This window comes from Furfurilactobacillus milii (genome assembly GCF_009864005.1).
Lineage (GTDB): Bacteria > Bacillota > Bacilli > Lactobacillales > Lactobacillaceae > Furfurilactobacillus > Furfurilactobacillus rossiae_B.
Map to the genome: position 1 here is coordinate 234,610 of NZ_WEZQ01000005.1, position 25,186 is coordinate 259,795.

General features: G+C 41.5%; 20 protein-coding genes and 1 pseudogene. 16 read left to right on the forward strand and 5 right to left on the reverse strand.

All coding sequences use genetic code 11. From position 1 onward, the window contains the following. The first annotated feature begins 157 nt into the window (after window positions 1–157). From GB993_RS03905 to GB993_RS03920, 4 genes are all read left to right on the forward strand, one after another. On the forward strand, window positions 158–1,525 hold the full coding sequence (locus GB993_RS03905) for a sugar MFS transporter (RefSeq protein ID WP_161003176.1): 1,368 nt from the start codon (window positions 158–160) through the stop codon (window positions 1,523–1,525). Beyond that, window positions 1,522–2,538: a DUF4432 family protein gene (locus tag GB993_RS03910; RefSeq protein WP_161003177.1), complete on the forward strand. Its 1,017-nt coding sequence runs from the start codon at window positions 1,522–1,524 to the stop codon at window positions 2,536–2,538. Before GB993_RS03905 ends, GB993_RS03910 begins: the two co-directional genes overlap by 4 nt. A gap of 26 nt (window positions 2,539–2,564) precedes the next feature. Then, entirely contained in the window at window positions 2,565–4,073 is a 1,509-nt protein-coding gene (locus GB993_RS03915) for an FGGY-family carbohydrate kinase (RefSeq protein ID WP_161003178.1), read from the forward strand. Between the two features lie 69 nt (window positions 4,074–4,142). Next, entirely contained in the window at window positions 4,143–5,045 is a 903-nt protein-coding gene (locus GB993_RS03920) for a sugar-binding transcriptional regulator (protein WP_161003179.1), read from the forward strand. Between the two features lie 615 nt (window positions 5,046–5,660). Here GB993_RS03920 and GB993_RS03925 read toward each other — a convergent pair. The 4 genes from GB993_RS03925 to GB993_RS03940 all read right to left on the reverse strand — a co-directional run bounded on the left by GB993_RS03925 (window position 5,661) and on the right by GB993_RS03940 (window position 8,449). After that, window positions 5,661–6,194, reverse strand: a complete 534-nt coding sequence (locus tag GB993_RS03925; protein ID WP_161003180.1) for a TMEM175 family protein — start codon at window positions 6,192–6,194, stop codon at window positions 5,661–5,663. Window positions 6,195–6,311: 117 nt separating this feature from the next. Beyond that, window positions 6,312–6,545, reverse strand: coding sequence for a hypothetical protein (locus tag GB993_RS03930; RefSeq protein ID WP_161003181.1), 234 nt, complete (start codon window positions 6,543–6,545; stop codon window positions 6,312–6,314). 46 nt (window positions 6,546–6,591) lie between these two features. Continuing rightward, entirely contained in the window at window positions 6,592–7,254 is a 663-nt protein-coding gene (locus GB993_RS03935; RefSeq protein WP_161003386.1) for an aldo/keto reductase, read from the reverse strand. A 292-nt stretch (window positions 7,255–7,546) separates the two neighbouring features. Further along, window positions 7,547–8,449, reverse strand: a complete 903-nt coding sequence (locus tag GB993_RS03940) for a LysR family transcriptional regulator (RefSeq protein ID WP_161003182.1) — start codon at window positions 8,447–8,449, stop codon at window positions 7,547–7,549. Between the two features lie 201 nt (window positions 8,450–8,650). On the opposite strand from GB993_RS03940, the gene GB993_RS03945 reads away from it, so the two are divergent. From GB993_RS03945 to GB993_RS03995, 11 genes are all read left to right on the forward strand, one after another. Continuing rightward, window positions 8,651–9,538, forward strand: a complete 888-nt coding sequence (locus GB993_RS03945) for an aldo/keto reductase (RefSeq protein ID WP_238331585.1) — start codon at window positions 8,651–8,653, stop codon at window positions 9,536–9,538. A 172-nt stretch (window positions 9,539–9,710) separates the two neighbouring features. Continuing rightward, window positions 9,711–10,076 carry a cyclophilin-like fold protein gene (locus tag GB993_RS03950; RefSeq protein WP_161003183.1) on the forward strand — a complete coding sequence of 122 codons (366 nt, stop codon included), beginning with the start codon at window positions 9,711–9,713 and terminating at the stop codon, window positions 10,074–10,076. 12 nt (window positions 10,077–10,088) lie between these two features. Beyond that, window positions 10,089–10,805 (forward strand): SDR family NAD(P)-dependent oxidoreductase, encoded by a 717-nt coding sequence (locus GB993_RS03955; protein WP_161003184.1) that lies wholly within the window; start codon window positions 10,089–10,091, stop codon window positions 10,803–10,805. 156 nt (window positions 10,806–10,961) lie between these two features. Next, the gene (locus GB993_RS03960; RefSeq protein WP_161003185.1) at window positions 10,962–12,893 is read left to right on the forward strand and encodes a cation:proton antiporter; all 1,932 of its coding nucleotides are present in this window, start codon (window positions 10,962–10,964) and stop codon (window positions 12,891–12,893) included. Between the two features lie 199 nt (window positions 12,894–13,092). After that, entirely contained in the window at window positions 13,093–13,983 is an 891-nt protein-coding gene (gene ylqF / locus GB993_RS03965; RefSeq protein WP_161003186.1) for a ribosome biogenesis GTPase YlqF, read from the forward strand. Beyond that, window positions 13,976–14,767: a ribonuclease HII gene (gene rnhB, locus GB993_RS03970; protein ID WP_161003187.1), complete on the forward strand. Its 792-nt coding sequence runs from the start codon at window positions 13,976–13,978 to the stop codon at window positions 14,765–14,767. The genes ylqF and rnhB overlap by 8 nt, the downstream gene beginning before the upstream one ends. 180 nt (window positions 14,768–14,947) lie before the next feature. After that, window positions 14,948–15,835: a DNA-processing protein DprA gene (dprA, locus tag GB993_RS03975; RefSeq protein WP_161003188.1), complete on the forward strand. Its 888-nt coding sequence runs from the start codon at window positions 14,948–14,950 to the stop codon at window positions 15,833–15,835. Between the two features lie 173 nt (window positions 15,836–16,008). Then, window positions 16,009–18,111 carry a type I DNA topoisomerase gene (gene topA, locus GB993_RS03980; protein WP_161003189.1) on the forward strand — a complete coding sequence of 701 codons (2,103 nt, stop codon included), beginning with the start codon at window positions 16,009–16,011 and terminating at the stop codon, window positions 18,109–18,111. A gap of 176 nt (window positions 18,112–18,287) precedes the next feature. Continuing rightward, entirely contained in the window at window positions 18,288–19,646 is a 1,359-nt protein-coding gene (gene trmFO / locus GB993_RS03985) for a methylenetetrahydrofolate--tRNA-(uracil(54)-C(5))-methyltransferase (FADH(2)-oxidizing) TrmFO (protein WP_161003190.1), read from the forward strand. A gap of 218 nt (window positions 19,647–19,864) precedes the next feature. Next, window positions 19,865–20,845 carry a tyrosine recombinase XerC gene (gene xerC, locus GB993_RS03990; protein ID WP_161003191.1) on the forward strand — a complete coding sequence of 327 codons (981 nt, stop codon included), beginning with the start codon at window positions 19,865–19,867 and terminating at the stop codon, window positions 20,843–20,845. A gap of 57 nt (window positions 20,846–20,902) precedes the next feature. Continuing rightward, complete coding sequence (locus tag GB993_RS03995; RefSeq protein WP_161003192.1) at window positions 20,903–21,781, forward strand: aldose 1-epimerase family protein; 879 nt, start codon at window positions 20,903–20,905, stop codon at window positions 21,779–21,781. A gap of 352 nt (window positions 21,782–22,133) precedes the next feature. Here GB993_RS03995 and plsY read toward each other — a convergent pair. Then, window positions 22,134–22,736, reverse strand: a pseudogene (gene plsY / locus GB993_RS04000) (glycerol-3-phosphate 1-O-acyltransferase PlsY); the annotation flags it as partial. A gap of 295 nt (window positions 22,737–23,031) precedes the next feature. On the opposite strand from plsY, the gene parE reads away from it, so the two are divergent. Then, complete coding sequence (gene parE / locus GB993_RS04005; protein ID WP_161003194.1) at window positions 23,032–25,161, forward strand: DNA topoisomerase IV subunit B; 2,130 nt, start codon at window positions 23,032–23,034, stop codon at window positions 25,159–25,161. The last annotated feature ends 25 nt before the right edge of the window (window positions 25,162–25,186 follow it).

Sequence of the window (25,186 nt, forward strand, 5' to 3'; positions counted from 1 at the left end):
AGTTTATTGGTTAGTTGATTTATCAATAAAAAAGGGGAAATTGAATTTTGAAAATTAAAACTAATTTCTACTCTTTCGTGGAATTAATTTCACAACGTGCTATAATGACAGCGGTTACAAAATGTAGCAACAGTTTATAAGACGAGGAGTGCTGTATATGGAAACAAAGAACAGCCACGGGTTTGGCTTGATCAAGTTTCGTGGAAAAGAATTAGATAACGGATATACCAGTAAGATGCCGGTTGTTCAATTTGTCTTGGTGTCACTGTTATTTCCAATGTGGGGGGCCGCAGCCAGTTTAAACGATATTTTGATCACTCAGTTTAAATCAATTTTTCAATTAAGTAACTTGGCTTCGGCCTACGTTCAAAGTGCGTTTTCATTGGGATATTTTTTGATGGCAATTCCAGCATCATGGTTGATCAAAAAAACTTCATACAAGCTGACAATTATTATTGGCTTGTTACTGTATTTGATTGGCTGTGTGCTGTTCTTTCCAGCATCGGCTGCAGCAACTTACGGCTTTTTCTTAGCAGCACTGTTTGTTTTAGCAGCTGGTCTGACAGTTATTGAAACTGCTGCCGATACTGATTCAGCTCTGTTAGGACCAGAAAAGCAGCGAACCTTAAGGTTGAATATTTCACAAACATTTTTACCGTTTGGGTCAATTGCCGGGATTCTGCTTGGGAAGTACCTCATTTTCTCTGGTGGTGAGAATCTTGATGCACAACTCAGCAAGTTATCAGGGAGTGCTCGTGTTCGTTTTGGTGAAGCGGCTTTGCAAAAAACACTTCAGCCATACAAATACATCATTATGGTGATTGCGGTCATGATTATACTGTTCTTAATTACGCAATTTCCAAGTGGTAAGCCAAAGGCTAAAGCAAACGAAACGAAGCCTAAAGAAAATTTAGGTCAAACAGTAATAGCGTTATTGAAAAACCATAATTTTACTTACGGTATGTTTACATTGTTTATGTATGTTGGCCTGCAAGTTTCAATTTGGTCATTCACAATTCGTTTAGCATTAAATTTGGATCACTCGATCAATGAACGAACGTCGTCAAACTATGTCATCGTCAGTTATATTGCTTTCTTTGTTGGCCGAATCATTGCTGACTATCTGATGAGAAAAATTCCACACTTGAAGGTTTTACTTTGGTATTCAATTCTCGGCTTTATTGCGATCGGTTACATGATGATTGATAGAAGCTTCAATGGTGTTTATGTTGCCATTCTGGTTTCCGGCTTAATGGGGCCTGGGTATGCAACAATTTATACTGAAACGCTTGGTTTCATCAAAGACCCTCACCAAACTGAAACTGCCGGTGCCATGTTAGTAATGATGGTCGTTGGAGGCGGTGTTTGGCCAGCAATTCAAGGCTGGTTTGCTGACATTACTGGATCAATGACGATTTCATTTGCCGTTCATTTCTTAACTTTTGGCGCAATGATTGTCTATGCTTACCACTACATCAAGCATCCATTTGATGGTTTGGCTAAAGAAACGAAGGCAACAAAATGACAAAATTCAGATTGTACAGAGATAGTTTTAAAGAACAACCACGCGTGCTAATTGAAAACGACGAATTTACCATTTCTAGTTTTAAATATTCATCTGGTGTTGAAGCACTAAAAGTTCGTAATTCACGTGGTTATCTGACATTTTTACCATTTGAAGGACTAATGATCTGGGAAGCTGTGTTTGACGGGCTTGATTTGAAGATGAAAAACACTTTCAAACAGCCATATCCAGGTAAGCAAATTACTGATTCATACGGCCCATTTCAATTTCATTCAGGTCTATTGGCTAGTGGTAATCCCGGTCCTGAGGATGATCATTATGCACATGGTGAATTTCCACTTACGCCGATGGATTCATCTTTTGTCTATGTAGATGAAGATACCGTTACGATCAGTAGTCAGGTTGAATATGTTAAAGGCTTTGGTGATCATTACTTTGCCAACCCATCTGTGACATTAAAGAAAGGGAGCGCCTTGTTTGACATTAAAATGTTCGTTAAGAACCTTTCTGAGTGTCAAGAAATGCCTTTACAGTACCTAACGCATATTAACTATAAATTCGTTAAAGGTGCTAAGATCACTCAAAACATTCCGGACAGAGCCTTTGAATTACGAACTTCGATTCCAGATCACATTCACCCAACTAAAGAATGGTTGGCGTTCACCGATAAGGTTGCAAAATCAGGTGAGTTAATTAACGAACTTGATGATCCTAACCACTTTGACCCTGAAATTGTCTTTTTCGGAGATAAATTGAATGAATTCGTGGATGATGCAGTGTTTGAAATGACAATGGATGAGAAACATACCGCCAAGGTAGCGTTTAACACGAAACAATTTCCAGATGTAACACGTTGGTTAATGGCTAATCCTGACCTTCAGGTTGCTGCATTTGCGCTTCCGGCAACTAGTCGCACGGAGGGTCGGACGGCTGCAAAGAAAAAGGGCACCTTAATTATGCTCAAGCCACAAGAAAGTCGTAGCTTCAAAGTAACCACAGGGTTAGAAGACTAAACTAGTTTAGAAGAGGGTAGATTACCATGTCCAAGTATATATTGGGAATCGATATTGGTACTTCAGGAACCAAAGCAATTTTAATGACCACCAATGGTGAGATTGTTGCGCAAAAGAAAGACAACTACGCATTTATGACGCCACATCCGGGTTGGGCGGAATCTAACGCTGAAGATTGGCTCAATGCCGTCACAGCTGTGATTCGAAAATTATCGTCGCATGTTGATGATGCAGATATTGTCGCTATTGGAATCGATGGGTTGTACGGAGGTTCCGGGATTCCAGTTGATAAAAGTGGTTCAGTGTTAGGACCTGCCTTGATTTGGATGGACCGGCGAGCAACTGCTGAAACTGACCAAGTTAAGAAACTTGTTAGTGATAAAGAATTGATGGCCGTAACGGCTAATTTGGCTGATCCATATTACGGTTATACAAAACTCATGTGGTTAAAAAAGCACCAGCCTGATCTTTATCAACAAACTGACCAGTTTTTGCCACCTGAATCTTTTGTTATTCGCGAATTGACTGGTCAGACAAGTATTAATTACTCGGCGGCTGGAAACTTAGCCGGAGTATTTGATATTAATACAGACGAATGGTCAACCAAGCTTGCTGATAAATTAGGATTAAACATTTCTAAGTTGCCACAAAAGTTCGTCACGAGTACTGAAGTAGCCGGTAAGGTGACCGAAAAATGGGCTCAGCGGCTTGGAGTTAAAACCGGCACACCGGTATTCAACACCGGAGTCGATGTCGGCCCAGCAACCGTCGGAACGGGCGTTGTTAAACCTGGTAAGGTGACGGTTGCCCTAGGAACGTCAATGAACGCTGCTTTGGTTACTGAAAAACCGTTACGAGATAACGGTTTGATTATTTGGCCATACGCTTATAATCCAAAGGGGCTGTACTATAATTTTGCGGGTGCTAACACCGCTGGGGCAATTGTGGCCTGGTTCGTTAAGGAGTTTGAACGCGAATTAGATGAAAATGAGGGCCCGAAAAAGCTAGATATTCAAAGTGCCAACATTCCGGCCGGCAGTAACGGTCTCCTTGTCCTACCGTTTTTCATGGGCGAACGTAGCCCATTATGGAATTCAACAGTCCGAGGCACCATTTTAGGATTATCGCTTAAGACAACCAAGTATGAGTTGTATAATGCGTTTCAAGAAGCAATTGCGTATTCAGTCCGCCAGAGCATCGAGACTTTTGGCACTGATATTGGCGATGAGCTTACCTTAGTTGGCGGGGTCAGCAACTCCAAAAAGATGGTACAAATGATTGCAGACGTTACTGGAAAAACTGTACTTACAACCAAGTCAGGTGGTGAAGCTAATTTAGGTAGCGCAATCCTAGCGGGTATTGGTATCCATGCGGTTGACCCTAATGATGTTTCAAAGTGGATTAAAATCGATCAGCGAGTTGTCCCAAACATTAAGAAGAATGCATTGTATAATAAGTATTTCAAAATGTATCAGCTGGCGTATAATAATGTTAAGGATTTTTACAGAGACTTCTCAGCTATCAATAAGAAATAACCTTGTTTTTAGGAGGTCATTACAATAAGTACCCTTAACAAACGTAACCAAATGTTACGACTCGCTAGGTTGTATTATGTCGAAGGTATTAGTCAGAATCAGTTGGCTAAACGAGAAGGAATTTCTAAGGCAACAGTATCCAGAATGCTTTCATTAGCACGAGAAAACGGTTTTGTAACGATCACCGTGAATGACGGTCTTCGTGATGCTAACGTGTTGGCTAGTCAGCTACATGAGCTTTATCCAGAAGTTCAGTTCACTGTTGTTCCGACTTTCCAAAATAATCGAAGCACGATCCTTGATAAGGTTGCGCTGTCAACGGCTAATTACTTAGATGACTTAGTTAAAAATGGTGACATCATTGGTTTTGGCAGCAGTGAAGCACTAAAAATGATTGCCAACCATCTGACGTCCAAAAATGTGCGTGATGTTGTAGTCTTATCTTTAACGGGAATCATTGCCAATTCCGATTGTGAAGCGTTTGCATATGAAACGGGTGACAAACTGGCTCATGCCTATCAAACAAAGGCTAGTTTTCTGCCGCTACCGGTTGTCTTTGACGATGTCGCTGCAAAGGAACTCGTTGAAAAAGAAGTTCTTATTCGACATCTTGAAAAGCTTGGCCGCTTGGCAAACATTGCGCTAATTTCGCTAGACTCGATAGAAGATAGTCCATTCTTAAATCAGATGAATTACTTTAAGGATGAGCAAAAACAAGCACTCACTGAAGCAGCCGTTGGTGACGTGTTAGGTCACTTTATCGACGCCAATGGCGCTGTCGTTGATCCAGATTTAGATGAACGAGTGGTTACCACGTCTCTCAACAACCTTAAGCAGAAGGAACATTCTATTGCAGCGGTGCATAATGTTGAAACTGTTCCAACGCTTAAGGCTGCTTTGAATGCTGGTTATTGCAACCAAGTCTTTATCGACCAATATAGTGCACAAGTTTTATTGGATTCACATGCTTAGTTAAAAAATCACTGCCGTTATGTTGTTTTTAGGGTGGTAAGTTTTCAGTGTTTTACTGAGGACTTACCACCCAATTTTGATTAGAAATAAATCGTCGTTTTTTTGAATTTTACCTCTGAAAGCAACAGATGTATCGAAAGCGTCGAAGAAACTGGTAAAATAAAATCATTGGATGATTTTTATGTGAACTTTACTGAAAAAAGTCAAACTTACATTACGAAAAATAAAAGATTTTGCCCTAATTACCTTAAGATATGTACCAAATTCTAATAAATGAAAATCTGTCAACGGATAATACCCGTTGACAGATCAAAGGAGCGATTTTTGTGACTATTCAATGGTAGATTGAACATTGCCATGAGTAAAGCTTCTTTGCAAGGACAAAAAAGACATAAATTTAGTTCTCAATTAGTGAATGGTCCCCGTCTGTGGGGGCCTTTTGTTTACACAACATTGTAATTAACGGTGACATTTAGGTAAGTGAATTACATAGAACCAACAGATGGAGTAAGCCTTTATTATCAATAAGAATGACTTTACGCCCATTTTTATGCCCACTAAAATTCTTGGATAGTATGCCATTTTAAGCGATTTGTGGATGCATTTTTTTGTTAATTAGGCTTTAACCGGTGTAGTGATGATGTTGAAAATCTGACTAAAGGCTGTCAGGATTCCGAAATACGGAAAGAAGTATGTTACCACCAAAGCTAGTATCAGAATTGCATACAACCAATAGTTAATTTTAACCGGTGTATCAGTCATTCGATCGATAGCAATTTCAAGAAAACTGAAGGCCACACCGCCAAGAATAATAATCAATAAATAGAAAGTTTCAGGCTGCCAATGAGTGGCAAATCGACCGACCCATTTGACAGCATAGGGCAAGAATGAAATGACCAATAACCAAATAGCATTGGTCCAAAAAACAAACCCATCGACGTGTTTGGGCAATTTGGCAAACAGGTTGTGGTGATTGATCCAGCCGGCCATTAACTGCAAAAAAGTAATGATGTAAATTAAATACGCTGGCCAATGAACCAGAAGGCTTTGGTAGGTAAATTGATCTAAATCAGGTAAAGATAAAACTAAGATTGTCGCGATAATGGCGATGATTGCATCAGTGTATGCTACTAATCTTGATTTACTCATGAGTACCTCCAATAAATAGATTCATTCATTTATCATAGTAGCATTTTGAACAAACTTAAAACCGCCCTGACTTAGTTTGATAGTGTCAGGGCGGTAATTTTGATGCATAACGTTGAATTAGCGATTATGAACTGCGGCATTCTTTGTATCTTGCGAATACCGTTTCCATTCATGACTTGGTTCAAGTGCTCTGATACCTTCTGACTGTTCAACCTCATACCATTTTTTTAAGACACCCCATGAGATTCCACAGGTTTTAGCGAACGCCGTCAGACTTTGACCTGAGTGTTTGAATTGATGAAACGTATCAAGCCTTTGTTCAAGGCTATACGAACGTCCTTGTTTTTCCATAATAAAATCCCCTTAGAATAGATAGACGATTTATTATTTCGTCTGTCTACTCTAAGGGGACAATAACAGTTCTGTCAGTTGCTGAGCTTTTTGAATACCTTTTGGAGAATACTGTGGCGTGTGGCTTCAAATCACTCTTTTGATCATATTGAGTATTCTGTTTGATATTTCCTGACAGAAATCCATTCGCCATTGGACTGTACGCGACTAGGCCAATATGCAAACTTTCTAGTAAGGGCAGTAGTTGCTCAGCCTTTCTGGCCATCATGGAATAACGGGTTTGGACGGCTGTACCTTTTGTCACTGCGTTAGCCCGCTTGATGTAATCAGCTGAAGCGTTGGAAATTCTCCAGTATTGAATCTTGCCTTCTTTAATAAACTGTCCCATTAAGTCCGCAACTTCTTCTGGACTGACGTTTGGATCCTCCTGATGCTGATAATATAAATCAATGGAATCAACATCTAAACGTTTTAAACTACCTTCAAGTAAATGCCGTAGACTATCTGGTTGAGCGTTTGGAATGCTCTTTGTATGGTCATTATTCCAATAAAGACCTCCCTTGCTGGCGATAACAACCTTGTCACGGATTGGCTTAAGTGCTTGGCCAACGAGCTTTTCATTAATTGATGGTGTGCCATCTGCTTGCTGACCAACGTAAAGTTCAGCTGTATCGAAAATTCTGTAGCCAGCCTCATATGCTTCTCGAATTCACTTTTCGGCAGTTACTGGATCAAGGGCGTTGCCATAGGCGTGTGATAATCCCATTGAACCAAATCCAATCGCTGAAACTGTTAAATCGTTTAGTTTTCTTATCTTCATTTTAATAAAATCCTTTTCTTATTGGACGTTTGGCAATTCCGAATACGAATTTATATTAATTGCAGTTTCAGCAAAAGCGAAGGGACTAAACGGCTAAAAGGGTATTAACTTCAAGTTAATAAAGAATGAAATACTATCAAAAAACAACAGTGAGCCTCTATTTCAGCTCACTGTTGTTTTTTTACTTTTGATTGGTGTGTAAGTTCTGACTAATGATTTTGACGAATTGCTGCATTTTTGCCGATGGGTTCTTTGCATAAATTAATCCATAGGGAGATTCATATGTCCATTTTACCGGAACGGTCTTCATCAGCGGTTGTAAGTTACTCCAAATATCACGAGTTAGCAAAAGGGCATCAGAATTTGCGTATTCATTAAATACGTCGGTATTAAAAAAACGCGTTGTATTAATGATTTTGATTTGCGGATGATTTTTTTCAATATCCTGACAAATTTTATCAATAATGGAAGCTTGATCACGTGGAGGGCAGACAATCGTCTCCCCGTTTAAATCATCAAAATTTAATTTGTCCTTTTTAGCTAGTCGATGAGTCCGTGGAACGGCCAATCGAAACTGATCCATTCCTAAAACTAGTACGCTGTAATTTTGTTGCCATTGCATTGAATCAGTAGGCCCAGATACACAATCTATTTCTGCGCCAATCTTTGCAGACGGCGTTTGTAGAGTGATGTCATCATCGTTAATTGGAATCACCTGAAGTTTGAAATCTTTAAGTGTGTGACTATATTTTCGCCAAATTTCAACCATTGGTGTGCCAGGACGCATGATTGAGGCGCCAACGCTAATAATTTGCTTGCTTTTTTGACCAGTTTCTCGGGCCTTTTCAATTGCGGTATTTGCAGTGGTGTTGATTTTAGTGACGGAATCAAACAGACTTCTGCCGGCATCAGTAAGTATGACACCTTGTGTACTGCGTTTAAAAAGTGGGACTTCCAATTGCGCTTCCAAGTTATTGATTTGCTTCATGACAGAGACTGGAGAAATGAAGAGGCGCTGAGCAGCTTTGGAAAAGCTACCACTTTGCGCCACTTGTAAAAAGGTCAAATACATTTGGTTAATCATTCAATTACACCTCACCAGCATTAACCTAAAGTTAATGCCATTTAAACATTTTGAGCACTTCGCTGTCAAACAAATGACTGATAGGATAACTTCTGTTGAAACGTTGAAGTTGCTTTTTGATCGTAATGATCTGTAAACAAAATCCTATTTTTGGGACGCAACATTTTAACAGAATTTTTCAGATTTTAGGAGGAAATAATTATGATTGAAGTTCCAATGATCAAATTGAACAATGGGGTCGAAATGCCACAAGAAGGATTAGGAGTTCTGGATGCTGGGAGTTTTGATGAAGTTAAACAAGCAGTGTTAGATGCCTTTTCAACTGGTTACCGAATGATTGATACAGCACAAGCTTACGACAATGAAAGCGCAGTGGGAGCTGCAATCTCAGAAAGTGGCCTCAGTCGCGAGGATATCTTTATTACTACAAAAGTTTGGATTAGTAATTATGGCTATCAGGTTGCTAAGGATTCCGTTGAAAAATCGTTACAAGATTTGCAAACGGATTATATAGATTTAGTTTTGTTGCACCAACCATACGGAGATTATTATGGTGCTTATCAAGCGTTAGAGGAACTTTATAAAGCTGGAAAAATTCGTGCCATTGGAGTTGCTAATTTCATGCCAGATCGATATGTCGATTTAGTGCAATACAGTGATGTCACTCCGGCTGTTAACCAAGTTGAAACACATGTGTTTGATCAAGAATGGAATTTACGGAAGTATATGGATCGTCATAATACTCAGATTGAATCATGGGGACCATTTGCAGAAGGCAGACATGACTTCTTTAAAAATGAAATTTTGAAACGAATTGGTCAAAAATATGAAAAAACTGGACCACAGGTTGCCTTACGTTATTTAACCCAAAATGGGGTTGTTATTATTCCTAAATCTGTTCATAAAGAGCGAATGGCTGAAAATTTGAATATTTGGGATTTTAAACTTGACGAAGAAGATTTAAAAGAAATTCGTGGTTTGGACACTGGTAATACGCTTTTCTTTAGTCCACATGATCCTGAAACCGTCGAAATGTTTGCTCGTTTTGTTAAAACTGGTCATTTTGAATTTCGTGAGAACGATGATTAATTTTTACAAAGGTGAATAAAATAACGTTACTGTGATTGCATTCGATACAAGAAGACAATCTAAAAGTTTTTAGGTTGTCTTTTTATTTTACACATCGAATTTTAGATTGTTTCCTTTTAGCATTTTTGACAGTTTATGATTTTGCCCGGTAATAGATAAGAGGTGTCAAACGGTGATAGGGAATGTTTCATTGCAGACTTGTAAACAAGGATATGAATTTGAACTAATTGAAAATAATCTGAGCGAAAGCTTTTATCACTTGCTACCTGTATTCATTGATTTATACGTGGGACAAGATACACGTTACTGGGGATATCTTCCAAGAAAATTAAATATTGAAAATCTTCCTAAAATCGTGATGCCCCCTCGCAGAGGTCTGTACTACGTTCCGAGTTTGCAAACCGTTACGATTTATTATCGTGATGCCATCAGCGAACCAGCAAACGATTTATATTTACTAGGTCGACCCAAGAAAAATTTAGAAACGCTTGCACAACAAGCAAACGACATAGTCATTCGTGCAGAATTTAAGTTTTAAGGAGAGATAAATATGGCAAAAATTTTAGTTACCGGATCAACAGAAGGTTTAGGCTTATTAACTGCTAAAAAATTGATTAATCAAGGAAATGAAGTTGTTTTACATGCACGAAACGAGCAAAGAGCTGCAGAAGTCAAGCAGGAATTGCCGCAAGTAAAAGATATTGTAATTGGTGATTTGTCTTCGAGAAAAGACATTGATAACCTGGCAAAACAAATTAATAAATTAGGGAGGTTTGACACAATTATTCATAATGCAGGAGTATACACTGGTAATGCCAAATTGACCTTTCAAGTTAACGTCCTGGCTCCATACTTGTTAACTATGTTAGTCAAGAAACCCAAACGACTAATTTTTGTTTCTTCGGGAATGCATGCTGCTAGTCATTTGGATTTGGATAATTTGATAGATTTAGATTATTCAGGATCTAAACTACAGATTTTGTTATTAACAAAGGTATTAGCTCGTTTATGGCCGAATGTCACAGCAACTGCGGTTGATCCTGGTTGGGTCCCAACCAGAATGGGCGGCGATGCTGCCAGTGATGATTTAACGCTTGGGTATACTACGCAAGTTTGGTTAGCCACGTTAAACAATTCTTCTGTCAGTGGAAACTATTATCATCACATGAAGTTAGCCACTTATGATCGTCGAGCCGACGATGAAACGATTCAAGATAGGTTTTTAACAGAAATGCAAAAGATTTCTGGAGTCAATTTTGTTAAGTAAAGAGAATTTAAATTGATTATCGAAAGACCTCATCAATCGTGAGGTCTTTTGATTTTTGGCCCAACTTAATTGAATGTCATTTTATCAATTTGTTTATGTCAAAAGTGTCTGTTTAAAAACATTTTCAAGTTAGCCATTTTTCTTAGGAGGCAGTTCATGCAGTTATTTTTTGCAATTATGCTTTTATTATTAGCCGTTGTTCCGGCACAAATATTGTTCCAAAAATTTGATAAAATTCCGATTTCTTTTTGCCAAATTGCGATTGGCTGGATATTATCTTATTTTCCGCTTTATCAAAACTTTACAATTAAGCCGGAGATCTTTTTATTAGTGGTTATCTCAACTCTGATGTTCAGTGATAGCCGCCGGGTTAATCTAGGGAGATTTGCACGTTCATTACGATCCACGTTATCACTAGCTATTACTTTAGTTGTAACGTCCGTCTTAGTTGTTGGTACCGTTGCTCATTTGATTACGCCACAATTGAGTGGGTTTGGCGGCTTTATGCTAGCTGCAATTCTTTCACCGACTGACGCCGTGGCCTATCAATCAATTACTGCAGGAAGGCCATTTCCCCAATATTTAGATAATATGTTGCAAAATGAATCACTATTAAATGACGCCTCTGGACTTGTGGCTTTTAATTTGGCATTGAGTGCTTTAACAACTGGACATTTTTCACTAGCCAGTGGTATTGGTGATTTTATCTATGTATTCATCGGTGGCATAATACTGGGATTAATACTTGGCTGGTTGTTTATGTTTTGTCGGCGTTGGTTGATTATTCATGAAATAAACACCAATATGATTATTGTGCCATATATTATGGCAACACCATACATCGTTTATTTTATCGCTGAAGAATTAAAGATGTCTGGAATTTTGGCTGTTGTGGCGGCTGGGTTATTGCGTACTTGGGAACAAAATAATTGGCAATTGAGCACCGCTCAAACTCAGAATACGGATTTTGCGGTGGAGGGCATGGTAAACTCAATTCTCAATGGTGCTGTTTTTGTCATTATGGGTCTTAATTTACCAAGTATTATTAAACTTGCAAGTACTTACGATGTTTCGATTAGCAAAACTATTTTTCTTGGTATTATTTTGTATTTGGTTTTATTCGGTCTGCGTGTGTTTTGGTTTTCTTCAGGGATTGTTCCTAAAAAAACTAATCAGCATAAGAATGGAATTATTAATGGTTTATTAGCAGGAATCAATGGTGTCCATGGAACTGTAACTCTAATGATGGCTTTGTCGATTCCGTCAACTGTAACCGGCTTAGCAGTTGATTTGAGAGCCACCATTATTCTGATAACTTTAACAGTTGTAATACTGAGTATGTTGATGCCAATGCTTGTTACGCCATTGCTTTTAAATGCCTATCCGAAAACGCCGCGTCATCACAGTGAAAAACAGGTTATTTGGCAAGAACTTGTTCAGGATAGTTTGCGTCGAATTGAAAGTTTACGGCTTAGTGAGGATGTCCAAAATTATTTGAGAGTCTTAATTGTGACACAAAGAAAATTGCCGCGTGTTAGCCAAAAAAAATTACTCAATTTATACCGAGAAACAGACAAACTTGAAAATATGGCAACACAAAAATTATTACAAACAAATACCATTACTCAAAGTGCTAGTGAATATCATGCAGGCATTATTAAACGTGAAGTAATGAATCAACAATTGACCCCTTGGGCTGCCATTATTTATTGGTGGAAAGTTTTAAGTAGTACGGCTGCCTCGAAACAAAGGGCTGCTGCAACAGTTTCTGACAAGACATTATTTCAACAACAAGAACAAATCGAATTAGCAAGTTACCATAAGATAATGCAGTACCTCCTTAAACAGAATTCAGGTTCTCCAGAAGCCAATATTTTAGCTAGAATCTATGTAACTCGTCACGATGACACCTCAACTGTAGAAAAAGTGAATCAGGAACGATTTTATATGATTCAACTCTTTTCTAGTGAAATTGAGTATGTAAGGCAACAATATTGGCGGAATCGTTTAACGCTCAGTGAAAGCCGCTCAATGATATATGATATTAGTCTGCAACAGACAATTTTTATTCGTAGGCATTTCGATTGAGCAAAAGACGAGATTATATTTCTACATGGATTATTAAATCAAGAGTAACTAGATACTTTGGGCAAAATCTTAACAAAGATGGTAGAATTAGTTTTGCTAACAATTCAGTTATGATACTTTTAAGAAATACCGAGCTTGTGTCAATAATATATGAAATTACAATCTCAAAAAATATTTTTCACGAAAGGGGATGAAACCCATGGCTACTATTCAATGGTATCCCGGTCATATGGCGAAGGCCATTCGCCAATTGCGAGAAAACTTAAAGGTTATTGACATTGTATTTGAACTAGTTGATGCACGAATTCCGGAGTCATCACGGAATCCGGAATTACGGGCTACAGTGGCCCAAAAGCCAACCCTCTTGATCCTCGAAAAAAGTGATTTGGCTGATCCCAAAATCACTGGAGAATGGGTGCGATATTACCGTGAACACAATCAACCCGTTATTGCGATTGATGTGAACGATCGAAAATTAGTGGGCAATCTTGTTAAAGCCGCTCGCGAAGTCTTAAAAACACAACAGGAGCGGGCGGAAGCCAAGGGGATTCAAAAACCTGTTATTCGTGCTGTAATGGCAGGTATCCCCAACGTCGGCAAATCGACTTTGTTGAATCGATTGGTTAATAAAAAAGTTGCCATCACTGGTGATCGGCCTGGTGTAACTAAGAAGCAACAGTGGCTGAAGGCTAACGAAGAACTTCAACTGTTGGATACACCTGGTGTCCTGTGGCCCAAGTTTGAAGATCCTCTGGTTGGTAAAAAGCTCGCTTTGACGGGAGCAATCAAGGATTCTTTGTTTGCCAAGGACGATGTGGCACTATATGCAATCAAATTTATGCGTGAGCACAATCAAACTGATCGATTAGCTGAACGATATCATTTAACAGATGATGAACTGACGCTTAGTGACGTTGATCTATTATTGGCTATTACTAAACGACTGGGCTTTAAAGATGATTATGACCGGGCGAGTGAACGTTTGATTTTTGACTTGCGCAAGGGCAAGTTAGGTCGGTTTACGTTTGACACTACCGATGAATTATCTGAAGAATCAGATGATAGCGTGTCCGAGGCGGATCATGAGTGAAACTAAGCCGAAAAAAACATCGATTGCGATGCTACGCGAACAATTAGCTCATGTTCAGCAAGCCGACGATCCGTTGTTAGCTGCATTAGCGGCTGATCCACGAAAAGGTGTTGCGTCGCTGTTACTGCAGACAAACCGGCGATTAACGGCACAAGCTAATGCCGAAGCAGCTTTTGAACAACGTTTGCAACTGGAACGAGCTTGCTGGGCAAAGGGACAGTCATTAGTTGCTGGCATTGATGAAGTCGGTCGTGGCCCCTTGGCTGGTCCGGTGGTGACATGTGCAATTGAATTGCCACATAATTTTCACCTACTGGGTGTTAATGATTCCAAACAGTTAACTGCGCATGAGCGGGAAGCACTGTATCCCCAAATTTTATCCGCCTGTGTTGGTGTTGGCATTGGCATTGCTTCGCCAAAGCAAATTGACCATTTGAATATTTATCAAGCAACGCGGGTGGCCATGCGTGATGCCGTACTAGCATTGCCGCAACAGCCGGATGCGTTATTGATTGATGCGATGCAAATCGACGTGCCAATGCCGCAGCAAAAGCTTATCAAGGGTGATGCGCGTTCCGTCAGTATCGGTGCAGCCAGCATCGTCGCTAAAGTTTACCGTGACCATTTGATGTCGATGTATGATCGCGTTTATCCAGGGTATAATTTTGCACAAAATGACGGCTACGGAACCGCTGCTCATTTAGCTGCCCTCGATCAGCTTGGCGTGACACCAATTCACCGCCGGTCGTTTAGTCCGGTCACTAAAAGATTGCATCAAAATTAATTTGCAATTGCTTTTGATATAACAATAATTAGTAACCGCCGATTCTTTTAAAAAGAGCCGGTTTTTTATTTTGCAGCGAACATTGCTGGAACGAAATTCGTATGTTAAGTCGTCAGGATAAAGTTATTAAGAACTGTTCATGTGCTTGTCTTGATCACAAGATGTTAACGGAGGCTACGCATGGAAAGATTGCTACAAACAATTAACCGGGATGCATTAATTCGACTTCAATTTATGCCTGGTGTGGGCTTAGCTGGGCGACGCAAAGTTTGGCAATTCATGCAGGCAGAGCCGAATGTGCTGCTAACCCTAACAAATTTACTGGACTGCTTAGCTTTGCCAGAAATAAAGGCCGAGCAGCTAGCTAACTGTTGGCGTGATTCACAGTTGTCAAATACAATTACGCGCAATCACCAGTTCGGCAAGGTGACGACTATTCTCGATGAAGATTATCCCACGTATTTAAAAGAAATGTACGCTGCCCCGCTGGTATTATTTAGTCGTGGCAATTGGCAGTTGACTCAGCAAGCCGGACTGGCCGTTGTTGGCGCGCGTCAAGCAACGGCATATTCGTATACGACCCTTAAGCAGTGGTTGCCAGCCGTCATTGCAACAAAGATCCCGATTATTTCTGGATTGGCAGTAGGCGTTGATGCGCTTAGTCACCAACTAGCTGTTCAGCATAATGGTCACACTATCGGAGTCATTGGTACTGGGTTAGACATTGCCTATCCAGCAGCCAATCGTTCTTTGCAACAAACCTTGATGCAAACTCAGTTAGTCATTAGTGAGTATCCGCTTGGCACCGGGCCAGCACGCCATCGCTTCCCTGAACGCAACCGAATTATCGCTGGTCTGGCACAAAGCGTCTTAGTGACAGAGGCCGCAATTCATTCTGGTAGCTTGATTACTGCTAATATTGGTCTTCAAGAAAACCGAAACGTGATGGCGATTCCCGGTCGGGTGACAGACCCATTGTCCGCTGGTTGCAACGCATTAATTAGTGCTGGCGCAACTCCCGTTTGCAATGTAGAGACTATTTTAAACGAACTGCAATTTCAGAGCTAACTGTTCAAATCATCGACTATTATATAGTAGAAAATTCTCGTTTTAGTTGACAGCTTATGTAACTGTGCAGTATGGTGATTTAGATTTGACTGTGCTTATGTGTACGGTTAGACGCTGATGGACAGTATGTTTCATCAGCCAGTAATCAATAATGTTAACAAAGGAGTTGCTTCATGGCGACCTCAAAAACTAAAACAAAAACAAGGGCGAAAACTAAAAAGAACTTGGTGATTGTGGAATCGCCTTCCAAGGCGAAAACAATCGAAAAGTACTTAGGCCGCAACTATAAAGTTGTTGCAAGTAAGGGCCATATTCGGGACTTGCCTAAGTCGCAAATGGGCGTCGACGTCGACCACGATTATGAACCGCATTACATTTCTATTCGTGGTAAAGGCGACACCATTAAAGAACTCAAAAAAGATGCAAAAAACGCTAAACGAGTTTACCTAGCGTCTGACCCGGATCGTGAAGGGGAAGCCATCGCATGGCACTTATCCCACTTATTAAATTTAGATCCTGAAGAAAAGAATCGTGTCGTTTTTAACGAGATTACTAAGGACACTGTTAAAAACGCATTCAAACAACCGCGCGATATTGATATGGACCTAGTCGATGCGCAACAAGCACGGCGGGTTTTGGATCGTTTGGTAGGTTACTCAATTTCGCCAATTCTATGGAAAAAGGTGAAAAAGGGGCTGTCTGCAGGTCGTGTTCAGAGTGTCGCACTTGCGCTGATCATCAAGCGTGAGGAAGAAATCAAGGCCTTCCAGCCGGTAGAATATTGGTCCATTGACTCTGAATTCCAAAAGGGTCGGCAGAAGTTTGCTGCCAGCTTTTACGGAATTCACGGGAAAAAAGCCGGCTTGAAAGATAACGATGCTGTTCAAGAGATCCTAAAGCAAATTGACCAAAAAGCCAGTTTTAACATCACTGATGTTGTGCGTAAAGAACGTCGGCGCATGCCACAGCCACCATTTACGACATCAACCATGCAACAAGTGGCCAACCGTCAATTGAATTACCGGACTCGGAAAACAATGATGGCGGCTCAACAGCTATATGAAGGCATTAATATTGGTAAGGGCGGCAGTGTTGGTCTGATTACCTATATGCGGACTGATTCAACACGAATTGCGCACATTGCCAAGCAAGAGGCTTCAAAGTATATTCATGAAGAATATGGCGCGGAATATGCAGCCGTTAAGCCCGTCAAAGGTAAATTACCAGAAGGGGCACAGGATGCCCATGAAGCTGTTCGGCCAACCAGTGTTTACCGAACACCAGCTGAGATGAAGCAGTATCTGACTAACGATCAATTCCGTTTATACCAATTGATCTGGAATCGTTTCGTTGCTTCACAAATGACAGCTGAAGTCTCCGATACGATGACGGTTACGATTGATCAAAATGATGTTCAGTTCCGTGCCAATGGTTCTAAGACGAAGTTTCCTGGTTTCACCAAAGTCTACAAAGGTGCTGCTGAAAAAGATAATGTGTTACCAGACTTAAACGTGGACGACACGGTTAAGATGGTTAAGAACGATCCGCAACAACATTTCACCCAGCCACCGGCACGTTACTCAGAAGCCAATTTGATTCACGCGTTGGAAGAAAACGGTGTTGGTCGGCCGTCAACGTATGCGCCAACACTGGACACGATTCAACGACGAAACTACGTCAAGCTTGAATCCCGCCGTTTTGTACCTACTGAACTTGGTGAAATCGTCAATGGCGTTATTGTCGATTTCTTCCCCGATATTGAAAATATCGAGTTTACTGCCGGTCTAGAAGAAAAGCTCGACGGTATTGAAAAGGGTTCAGAAGAATGGGTAAAAGTGGTCGACGAATTCTTCAAGCCATTTTCGACTGAAGTAAAAAAAGCCGAAGATAACATGGAGAAAATCAAGATCAAGGATGAAGCAGCCGGTTTTGACTGTGACATCTGTGGCGCCCCAATGGTCATTAAAATGGGCCGTTACGGCAAGTTCTATGCTTGTTCGCGTTTCCCAGATTGTCGTAACACCAAGGCTATCGTTAAGGAAATTGGTGTCATTTGTCCTAAGTGTCATAAGGGTCAAATCATCGAACGTAAATCCAAGCGAAACCGAGTTTTTTATGGTTGTTCACGTTTCCCAGACTGCGACTTTGTTTCATGGGATAAGCCAATTGGCCGTGATTGTCCTAAAGATGGTCACTTCTTGGTCGAAAAGAAGGTCAAAGGTGGCAAACAGGTTGTTTGTCCGAATGGCGATTACGAAGAAGACGTTCAAAAATAGCGATTTATCAACTTGATTGTCATTAAGTTACATTTGCGCATTCTTGATCTTGTGGTTTCTGCTACGAGATTAGGGGTGCGTTTTTACTTACAGACGGTGTAGAATACACACATGCGGTTACGCACCGCTCGACAAAATTCAATCATTCACTTAACGAATAGAAATGAGGCTTCAGCATGGCATCGACACCCACTGTAAACGTAATTGGCGCTGGTCTGGCAGGTAGTGAGGCAGCTTATCACATCGCCAAGGTCGGTGTAAACGTCAAACTTTTCGAAATGCGACCAACAAAGTTAACCCCAGCTCATGAAACCGGTAATTTTGCGGAACTGGTTTGTACAAACTCTCTGCGGGCTAATCAAATTAGCAACGCAGCCGGTTTGCTCAAGGCCGAAATGAGACATTTGGACAGTATCGTTATCCGCTCGGCAGATGCTAATGCAGTGCCTGCCGGCGGCGCATTGGCGGTTGACCGGACACCGTTTGCCGAACAAATCACCAACGAGTTGAAACAGATGCCTAATGTTGAAGTCGTGAGTGAGGAAGTCACTGCCATTCCTGACGGCATCACCGTTATGGCGACTGGTCCGTTGACCGCCGGCCCATTGGCTGAAGCCATTAAGTCCTTTACGGCAGAAGACGACCTGCATTTCTTTGATGCAGCTGCGCCAATTCTAAACAAAGATTCACTGGATATGGATAAGGTGTATTTAAAGTCACGTTATGACAAGGGAGAAGCATCCTATCTCAATGCCCCGATGAACGAGGAAGAGTACAATGCTTTTTACGATGCCTTGATTCACGCTGAGACCGCCGATGTACATGATTTCGAAGACAGCGATGTATTTGAAGGTTGTATGCCTGTTGAGGTTATGGCAAAGCGTGGTCGACAAACGTTGTTATATGGTCCGTTGAAACCAGTTGGCTTAGATGATCCAAAAACGGGCAAGCGTCCGTTTGCGGTTGTACAGCTGCGCCAGGATAATGCAGCCGGTGACTTGTACAACATTGTCGGCTTCCAAACGCATTTGAAGTGGGGCGAACAAAAGCGGGTCTTCCGCATGATTCCCGGTCTGGAAAAGGCCACATTCGTGCGTTACGGCGTTATGCACCGCAATTCGTTCCTAAAGTCACCTAAACTATTACAAGCAACATACCAAACCAAGTCTCGGCCGACGCTGTTGTTTGCCGGTCAAATGACGGGTGTTGAAGGGTATATTGAAAGTGCCGCATCTGGTATTCTGGCTGGTATTAATGCTGCCAAACTTGCTTTGGGACAAGACACCGTAACCTTTCCAAAAACAACGATGGTCGGGTCAATGGCAAACTACATTACGACTGCGGATGCGGAGCATTTTCAGCCAATGAATGCCAACTTCGGAATTGTGCCAGGATTAGACCGTCGTATTCGTGACAAACGTGAACGAAATACTGCGGTGGCTCATCGTGCGTTAACTGATCTTGATGAATTTTTACCTACTGTCGGTATTGAACCGGTTGTGGTAGCTACTGAACAGCCGACTCCTGAAGCCTAGTTATTGGTGGCAGTTTAAGTGGGCTCCGCTTGTCATATCTGTGGTGAAAGTAATCAGAATCATTTCACTGGCAGTTAATAGTGATGAACAGTATTGCTGTAAATGCAACGTTTTGATTTGTAAAAAGTAACTGACAAGCCGATGGTTCTGTTCGTTTGTAAACGCTTGTCAAGCCCTCGTTATTTTGCTAATGTTAGCGGTAACGAGGGCTTTTATTTATGGCAGAAAAAGATATCACATCCGACCCAAGTCAGCTAGAAACCGATTGGGTTCAATTATTCTTGACGTATTTGCAGGTTGAGCGGCGTTATTCAACGAATACTGTGACAGCCTACAAGGAAGATTTACAAGAATTCATGCAATTCATGAAGGACAACGGTGGCTTAAAATCATTTTCCACAATTGATCACCTGGATATTCGGGTATATCTCAGTTATTTATATGACGCACATTATTCCAGAACCAGTACGGCCCGAAAAATCTCATCACTACGTTCTTTTTATGCCTTTTTAGTTAAAAATGATTTGGTTAAAGATAATCCGTTTGTATATGTTAATTTAAAAAAACACCCGTCAACGCTGCCACGATTTTTCTACGACAAGGAGATCGACGAATTGTTGAAGACGGCCAGCGGGGATGGCAGTAAACCGTTGCAATTTCGTGACCGTGCCCTGATCGAAATGTTGTATGCGACGGGAATGCGGGTTTCTGAATGTGCTGGACTGCGCTATCAGGATCTTGATTTCTCAACTCACATGATCTTAGTTCATGGTAAAGGTGATAAAGAACGGTACGTTCCGTTTGGCCGCTACGCAAGTGATGCACTTGATGCGTACGAGCAGCAGTGCCGTACACCATTAATGACTAAATATCATCAACAACATGACTATGTCTTTATTAATCGATACGGTCATCCATTGACCAGCGCAGGCATTGAATACGCATTAAAGCAGGTGATGAAACAGAGTTCACTGACTGGTGATATTCATCCCCATATGCTGCGGCATTCGTTTGCGACACAGATGTTAAACGGTGGGGCTGACTTGCGTACTGTGCAAGAATTACTCGGTCACAGTAGCTTGTCCACGACTCAAATTTACACACATGTAACCAAAGAGAATTTACAGGCCAGCTATCGCAATTATTTTCCACGAGCTGTTGATCATGGCCGTGGCGGTCCAGATGAGCCAGAAAGTTAGCTTGGGTGACACAAGTATCAGAGTTGTTTAAATCTGGTTTGAATCTAGGAGGAAAAAATGATTAAGTTGTCGAATGAAGAATTAACGGTTGCTATCAACGAACATGGTGCCGAATTAACTAGTGTCAAGGATGTACAAACGCATGTAGAATACATGTGGCAGGCAGATAAAAAGTTTTGGGGACGTCATGCGCCAGTTTTGTTTCCCATTGTTGGTCGGCTGCACGATGATCAGTATCGGTATCAGGACAAAACTTATTCAATGACCCAGCATGGCTTTGCTCGTGATCAAGATTTCTTGGTGACAGCACAAACTGCGACCAGCGTTACGTTTACTTTAAAGGATAACGATGCCAGTCGCATCAAATATCCGTTTGCCTTTCAATTAGACGTTATGTTTAGTTTATTGGGCCGCCAGTTAAGCGTGGAATATCGCGTTGCCAACCCGAGTGATGAACCCATTTACTTTTCCATCGGTGGTCATCCTGGCTTCAATGTGCCACTCGGTGACAGTCAAGGGACGTTCAATGACTATACTGTGGCTGCTACTCCGGCTCAAACGTATTCATCATTGAAACTTGATGGTCCATTTAGTGATGTTGACCACCCAACAACCTTGAACTTTGAGCGACCAATGAAACTCAACCATGATTTATTTGAACACGATGCTAAAATTCTTCAATTGAACCAACACCCAGCAACGTTAACACTAACATCAGGGCTTAACGAGCATGGCATTGCCGTCACCCTTCAAAACGCTGATTATGTGGGCGTTTGGTCACCATATCCAGCTAAGGCACCATTCGTTTGTATTGAACCTTGGTGGGGAATTGCTGACGCAGTTAATGCGGATGGTGACCTGACCAAAAAGTTTGGTATTCATGAGTTGTATCCACAAGCGATGTTTAATGCGGACTATAGCATTGAATACTTCTAGGACGCCTTACTTAATAGATGCGACATTTTTAACTAAATTATGAGCGCAATAAAACAGCGTTTACTAACATTTTAATGTGTTAGCAAACGCTGTTTCTAGTCGTTTAACTAGGGTGTGTTAAACGTTATTTTGACTCCGTCGAAGGTGCATCCGAAGTGGACGTATTGCTATCTGACTGCGCTTCTTCACTAGTCGCTTTGGTTGCGGCTTCTGACATTTTCGAAGCTGTAGAAGCCACATCTTTAATGGTTTCTGGATTCACGTCAGCTTTGTCGTTTTCGGCACTGATCGCTTTCGAATCATCGGCGTCCTTCTTAGGCTTGATCGGATGGGATAAACGATAACGTCGATATAGGCCGAAGGGAACCATGTTTTCGGTACCAGCCTTGATGCGATCTAAATTGGCACGGTGTCGGTAAATGATAAAAAGCGTTAGCACAAATGCGACCGTGGTCAGTATGCCATCTTGATAGAGCAAGGACAAAAATGTGATGATGGTCAAGGCAGCCATTGAAGCCACTGAAACCATGCTAGTAATGTAAACTAGGCTGCCGAAGATAATGCAGGCCACGATGAAAAATGGAAAATTATAGCCTGCTAGAATCCCGGCACTAGTTGCGACGGCCTTGCCACCTTTAAATCCGTCAAAGATAGAAAAGGTGTTACCAAGAATGGCACCCAGTCCAATCAGTAAACCGTTGATAACGACACCATGAACGATGGGAGCACCAAATACAACTGGTTGTAACGTTGATAAAGCACCTTTTAAGATATCAATGAGCATGACGACCGTGCCAGCTGTTTTACCAAGGACGCGGTACGTGTTAGTGGTGCCAATGTTGCCAGAACCAGCTTTGCGAATATCTGTATGGAAGAAGATCTTGCCAATCCATACACCGGTGGGAATTGACCCTAATAGGTAGGCCACCAAGAGCATAATCAGTAATTTGAGCATGGGTAACTTCCTTTGTTAAAACTGAATGTGTTCTATTTTATCATGAAGACCATTGGCTGCCAATTTAATTCACAAACTGATGCTTGACAGATGTTCAATCTCATGCGAACATACATTCGTATCAAATGGTAACTTCACGAAATTTATGATGTTTTCCATAGTCAGAAATAGCTGATTAAAACTCAGGTGACTCAAAAATGTCATGCCAAACTTGGTCGGAGTGTGTTATTTTAATTTAGACAGTCTATTTACGTTGTGCTTAAAGTACACGTTTTAAAGAGAGGATGTTGGGTACATGGCTTCATCAGCCAAAGATTACAATGCATCAAGTATTCAAATATTGCATGGCCTAGAAGCCGTCCGCAAACGCCCAGGGATGTATATCGGCTCCACGGATGCACGGGGTCTTCATCACTTGGTCTACGAAATCGTAGATAATGCGGTTGATGAAGCGCTGGCCGGTTTCGGTAAAGAAATCAACGTGACGATTCACGCAGACAACTCCATTACGGTTAAGGATCATGGCCGGGGGATGCCAGTGGGAATGCACGAGTCTGGCATCCCAACGCCTGAAGTTATCCTGACCGTGCTACATGCCGGTGGGAAGTTTAACGACAGTAGTTACAAGACTTCTGGTGGACTGCATGGTGTCGGTTCCTCCGTTGTTAATGCCTTATCTGAGTGGTTAACGGTAACCATCGTTAAGGACGGAATGAAGTATCAGGAAGACTTTAAGGACGGCGGTCACCCAGTTGGCACTTTGGTTAAACTGGGCAAAACTAAGGAACACAATGGAACAACTGTTTCATTTAAGCCAGATCCAAGTGTCTTTACAACGGTCGTTTACAACTTCGGTACACTGGAAGAACGCCTGCGTGAGTCTGCGTTCTTACTGACAAACGTAAAAATCACGCTCACCGATGAACGTGCCGGACAAGAACGCACTGAAGAATTTCACTACCCTGATGGAATCAAGGAGTTTGTTGCCTATTTAAACGAAGATAAGGACACTTTGGGCGATGTCATGTATTTTGATGGCAGCAAAGATGGTGTCGAAGTTGAAGTGGCGGCACAGTACAACGATGGTTACTCGGAAACGATGTTGTCATTTGTTAATAATGTGCGGACTCCTGGTGGTGGAACGCACGAGGCGGGATTGCGGTCCGCTTGGACGAAAGCGTTCAACGAATATGCGCGTAAGGTTGGCTTGCTGAAAGAGAAGGATAAGAACCTCGAAGGCTCTGATGTGCGTGAAGGCTTATCCGTTATTTTGTCACTGCGGATTCCGGAAGCCATTCTGGAATTTGAAGGTCAGACAAAAGACAAACTTGGAACCAGCGAAGCCCGCACCATTGTTGACAATGTCGTTAATGAGCAACTCGGCTTTTACCTCATGGAAAACGGTGAATTTGCGCAAATGTTGATTCGCAAGTCCCTGCAGGCCCGTCAGGCCCGTGAAGCTGCCCGCAAAGCCCGTGACGAAAGCCGTAACGGTAAGAAAAAAGGCCGTCAGGAACGGTTGCTTTCAGGCAAACTGACTCCTGCACAATCTAAAAATGCTAAACGCAATGAACTATTCTTAGTTGAGGGTGATTCTGCCGGTGGTTCTGCTAAGCAAGGCCGAGATCGTAAGTTTCAAGCCATCTTGCCGTTACGTGGGAAAGTCCTAAATACAGAAAAAGCTAAACTACAAGACATCGTCAAAAATGAGGAAATCAACACCATGATTTATACGATTGGTGCTGGTGTTGGTGCCGATTTTGATATTAAAGATGCCAATTATGACAAGATTATTATCATGACAGATGCTGATGATGATGGTGCTCATATTCAGATTTTGCTACTGACCTTCTTCTACAAATACATGCGGCCAATGATTGACGCCGGCCGAGTATACATTGCCTTACCACCGCTTTATAAGCTTCAAAAAGGCGTTGGTAAGAAAACTCAGATTGAATATGCTTGGACAGACGCAGAATTAAGCGGTAAAGAGCAAAAGATTGGCCGCGGCTATTCTCTACAGCGTTTCAAAGGTCTCGGTGAAATGAACGCTGATCAGTTGTGGGAAACGACAATGGATCCAGCGAGCCGTACTTTAATTCGTGTTCGGATTGATGACGCAGCCTTAGCTGAACGTCGTGTCACAACGTTGATGGGTGATAAAGTTGAACCACGTCGAAAATGGATTGAAGACAACGTGGCCTTTAATTTGGAAGAAGACGGTTCAATTCTTGATAATGCAGCCGTTAACTCAGCCCATCATGTTGAAGATGATGAGCCAAACAATGAAGACGACGAAGCTGTAGATACTGCAACGACAGTAACAACAGGCAGTCAAAAAGAGCAAACGACTGATAAGCGTTCAGTCGATGCTCACGATTCTAAACAACAAGGGCCAACGATTACCGTTTGGGACAATAAATAATTAGTTAATTAATTAAACAAGGTGC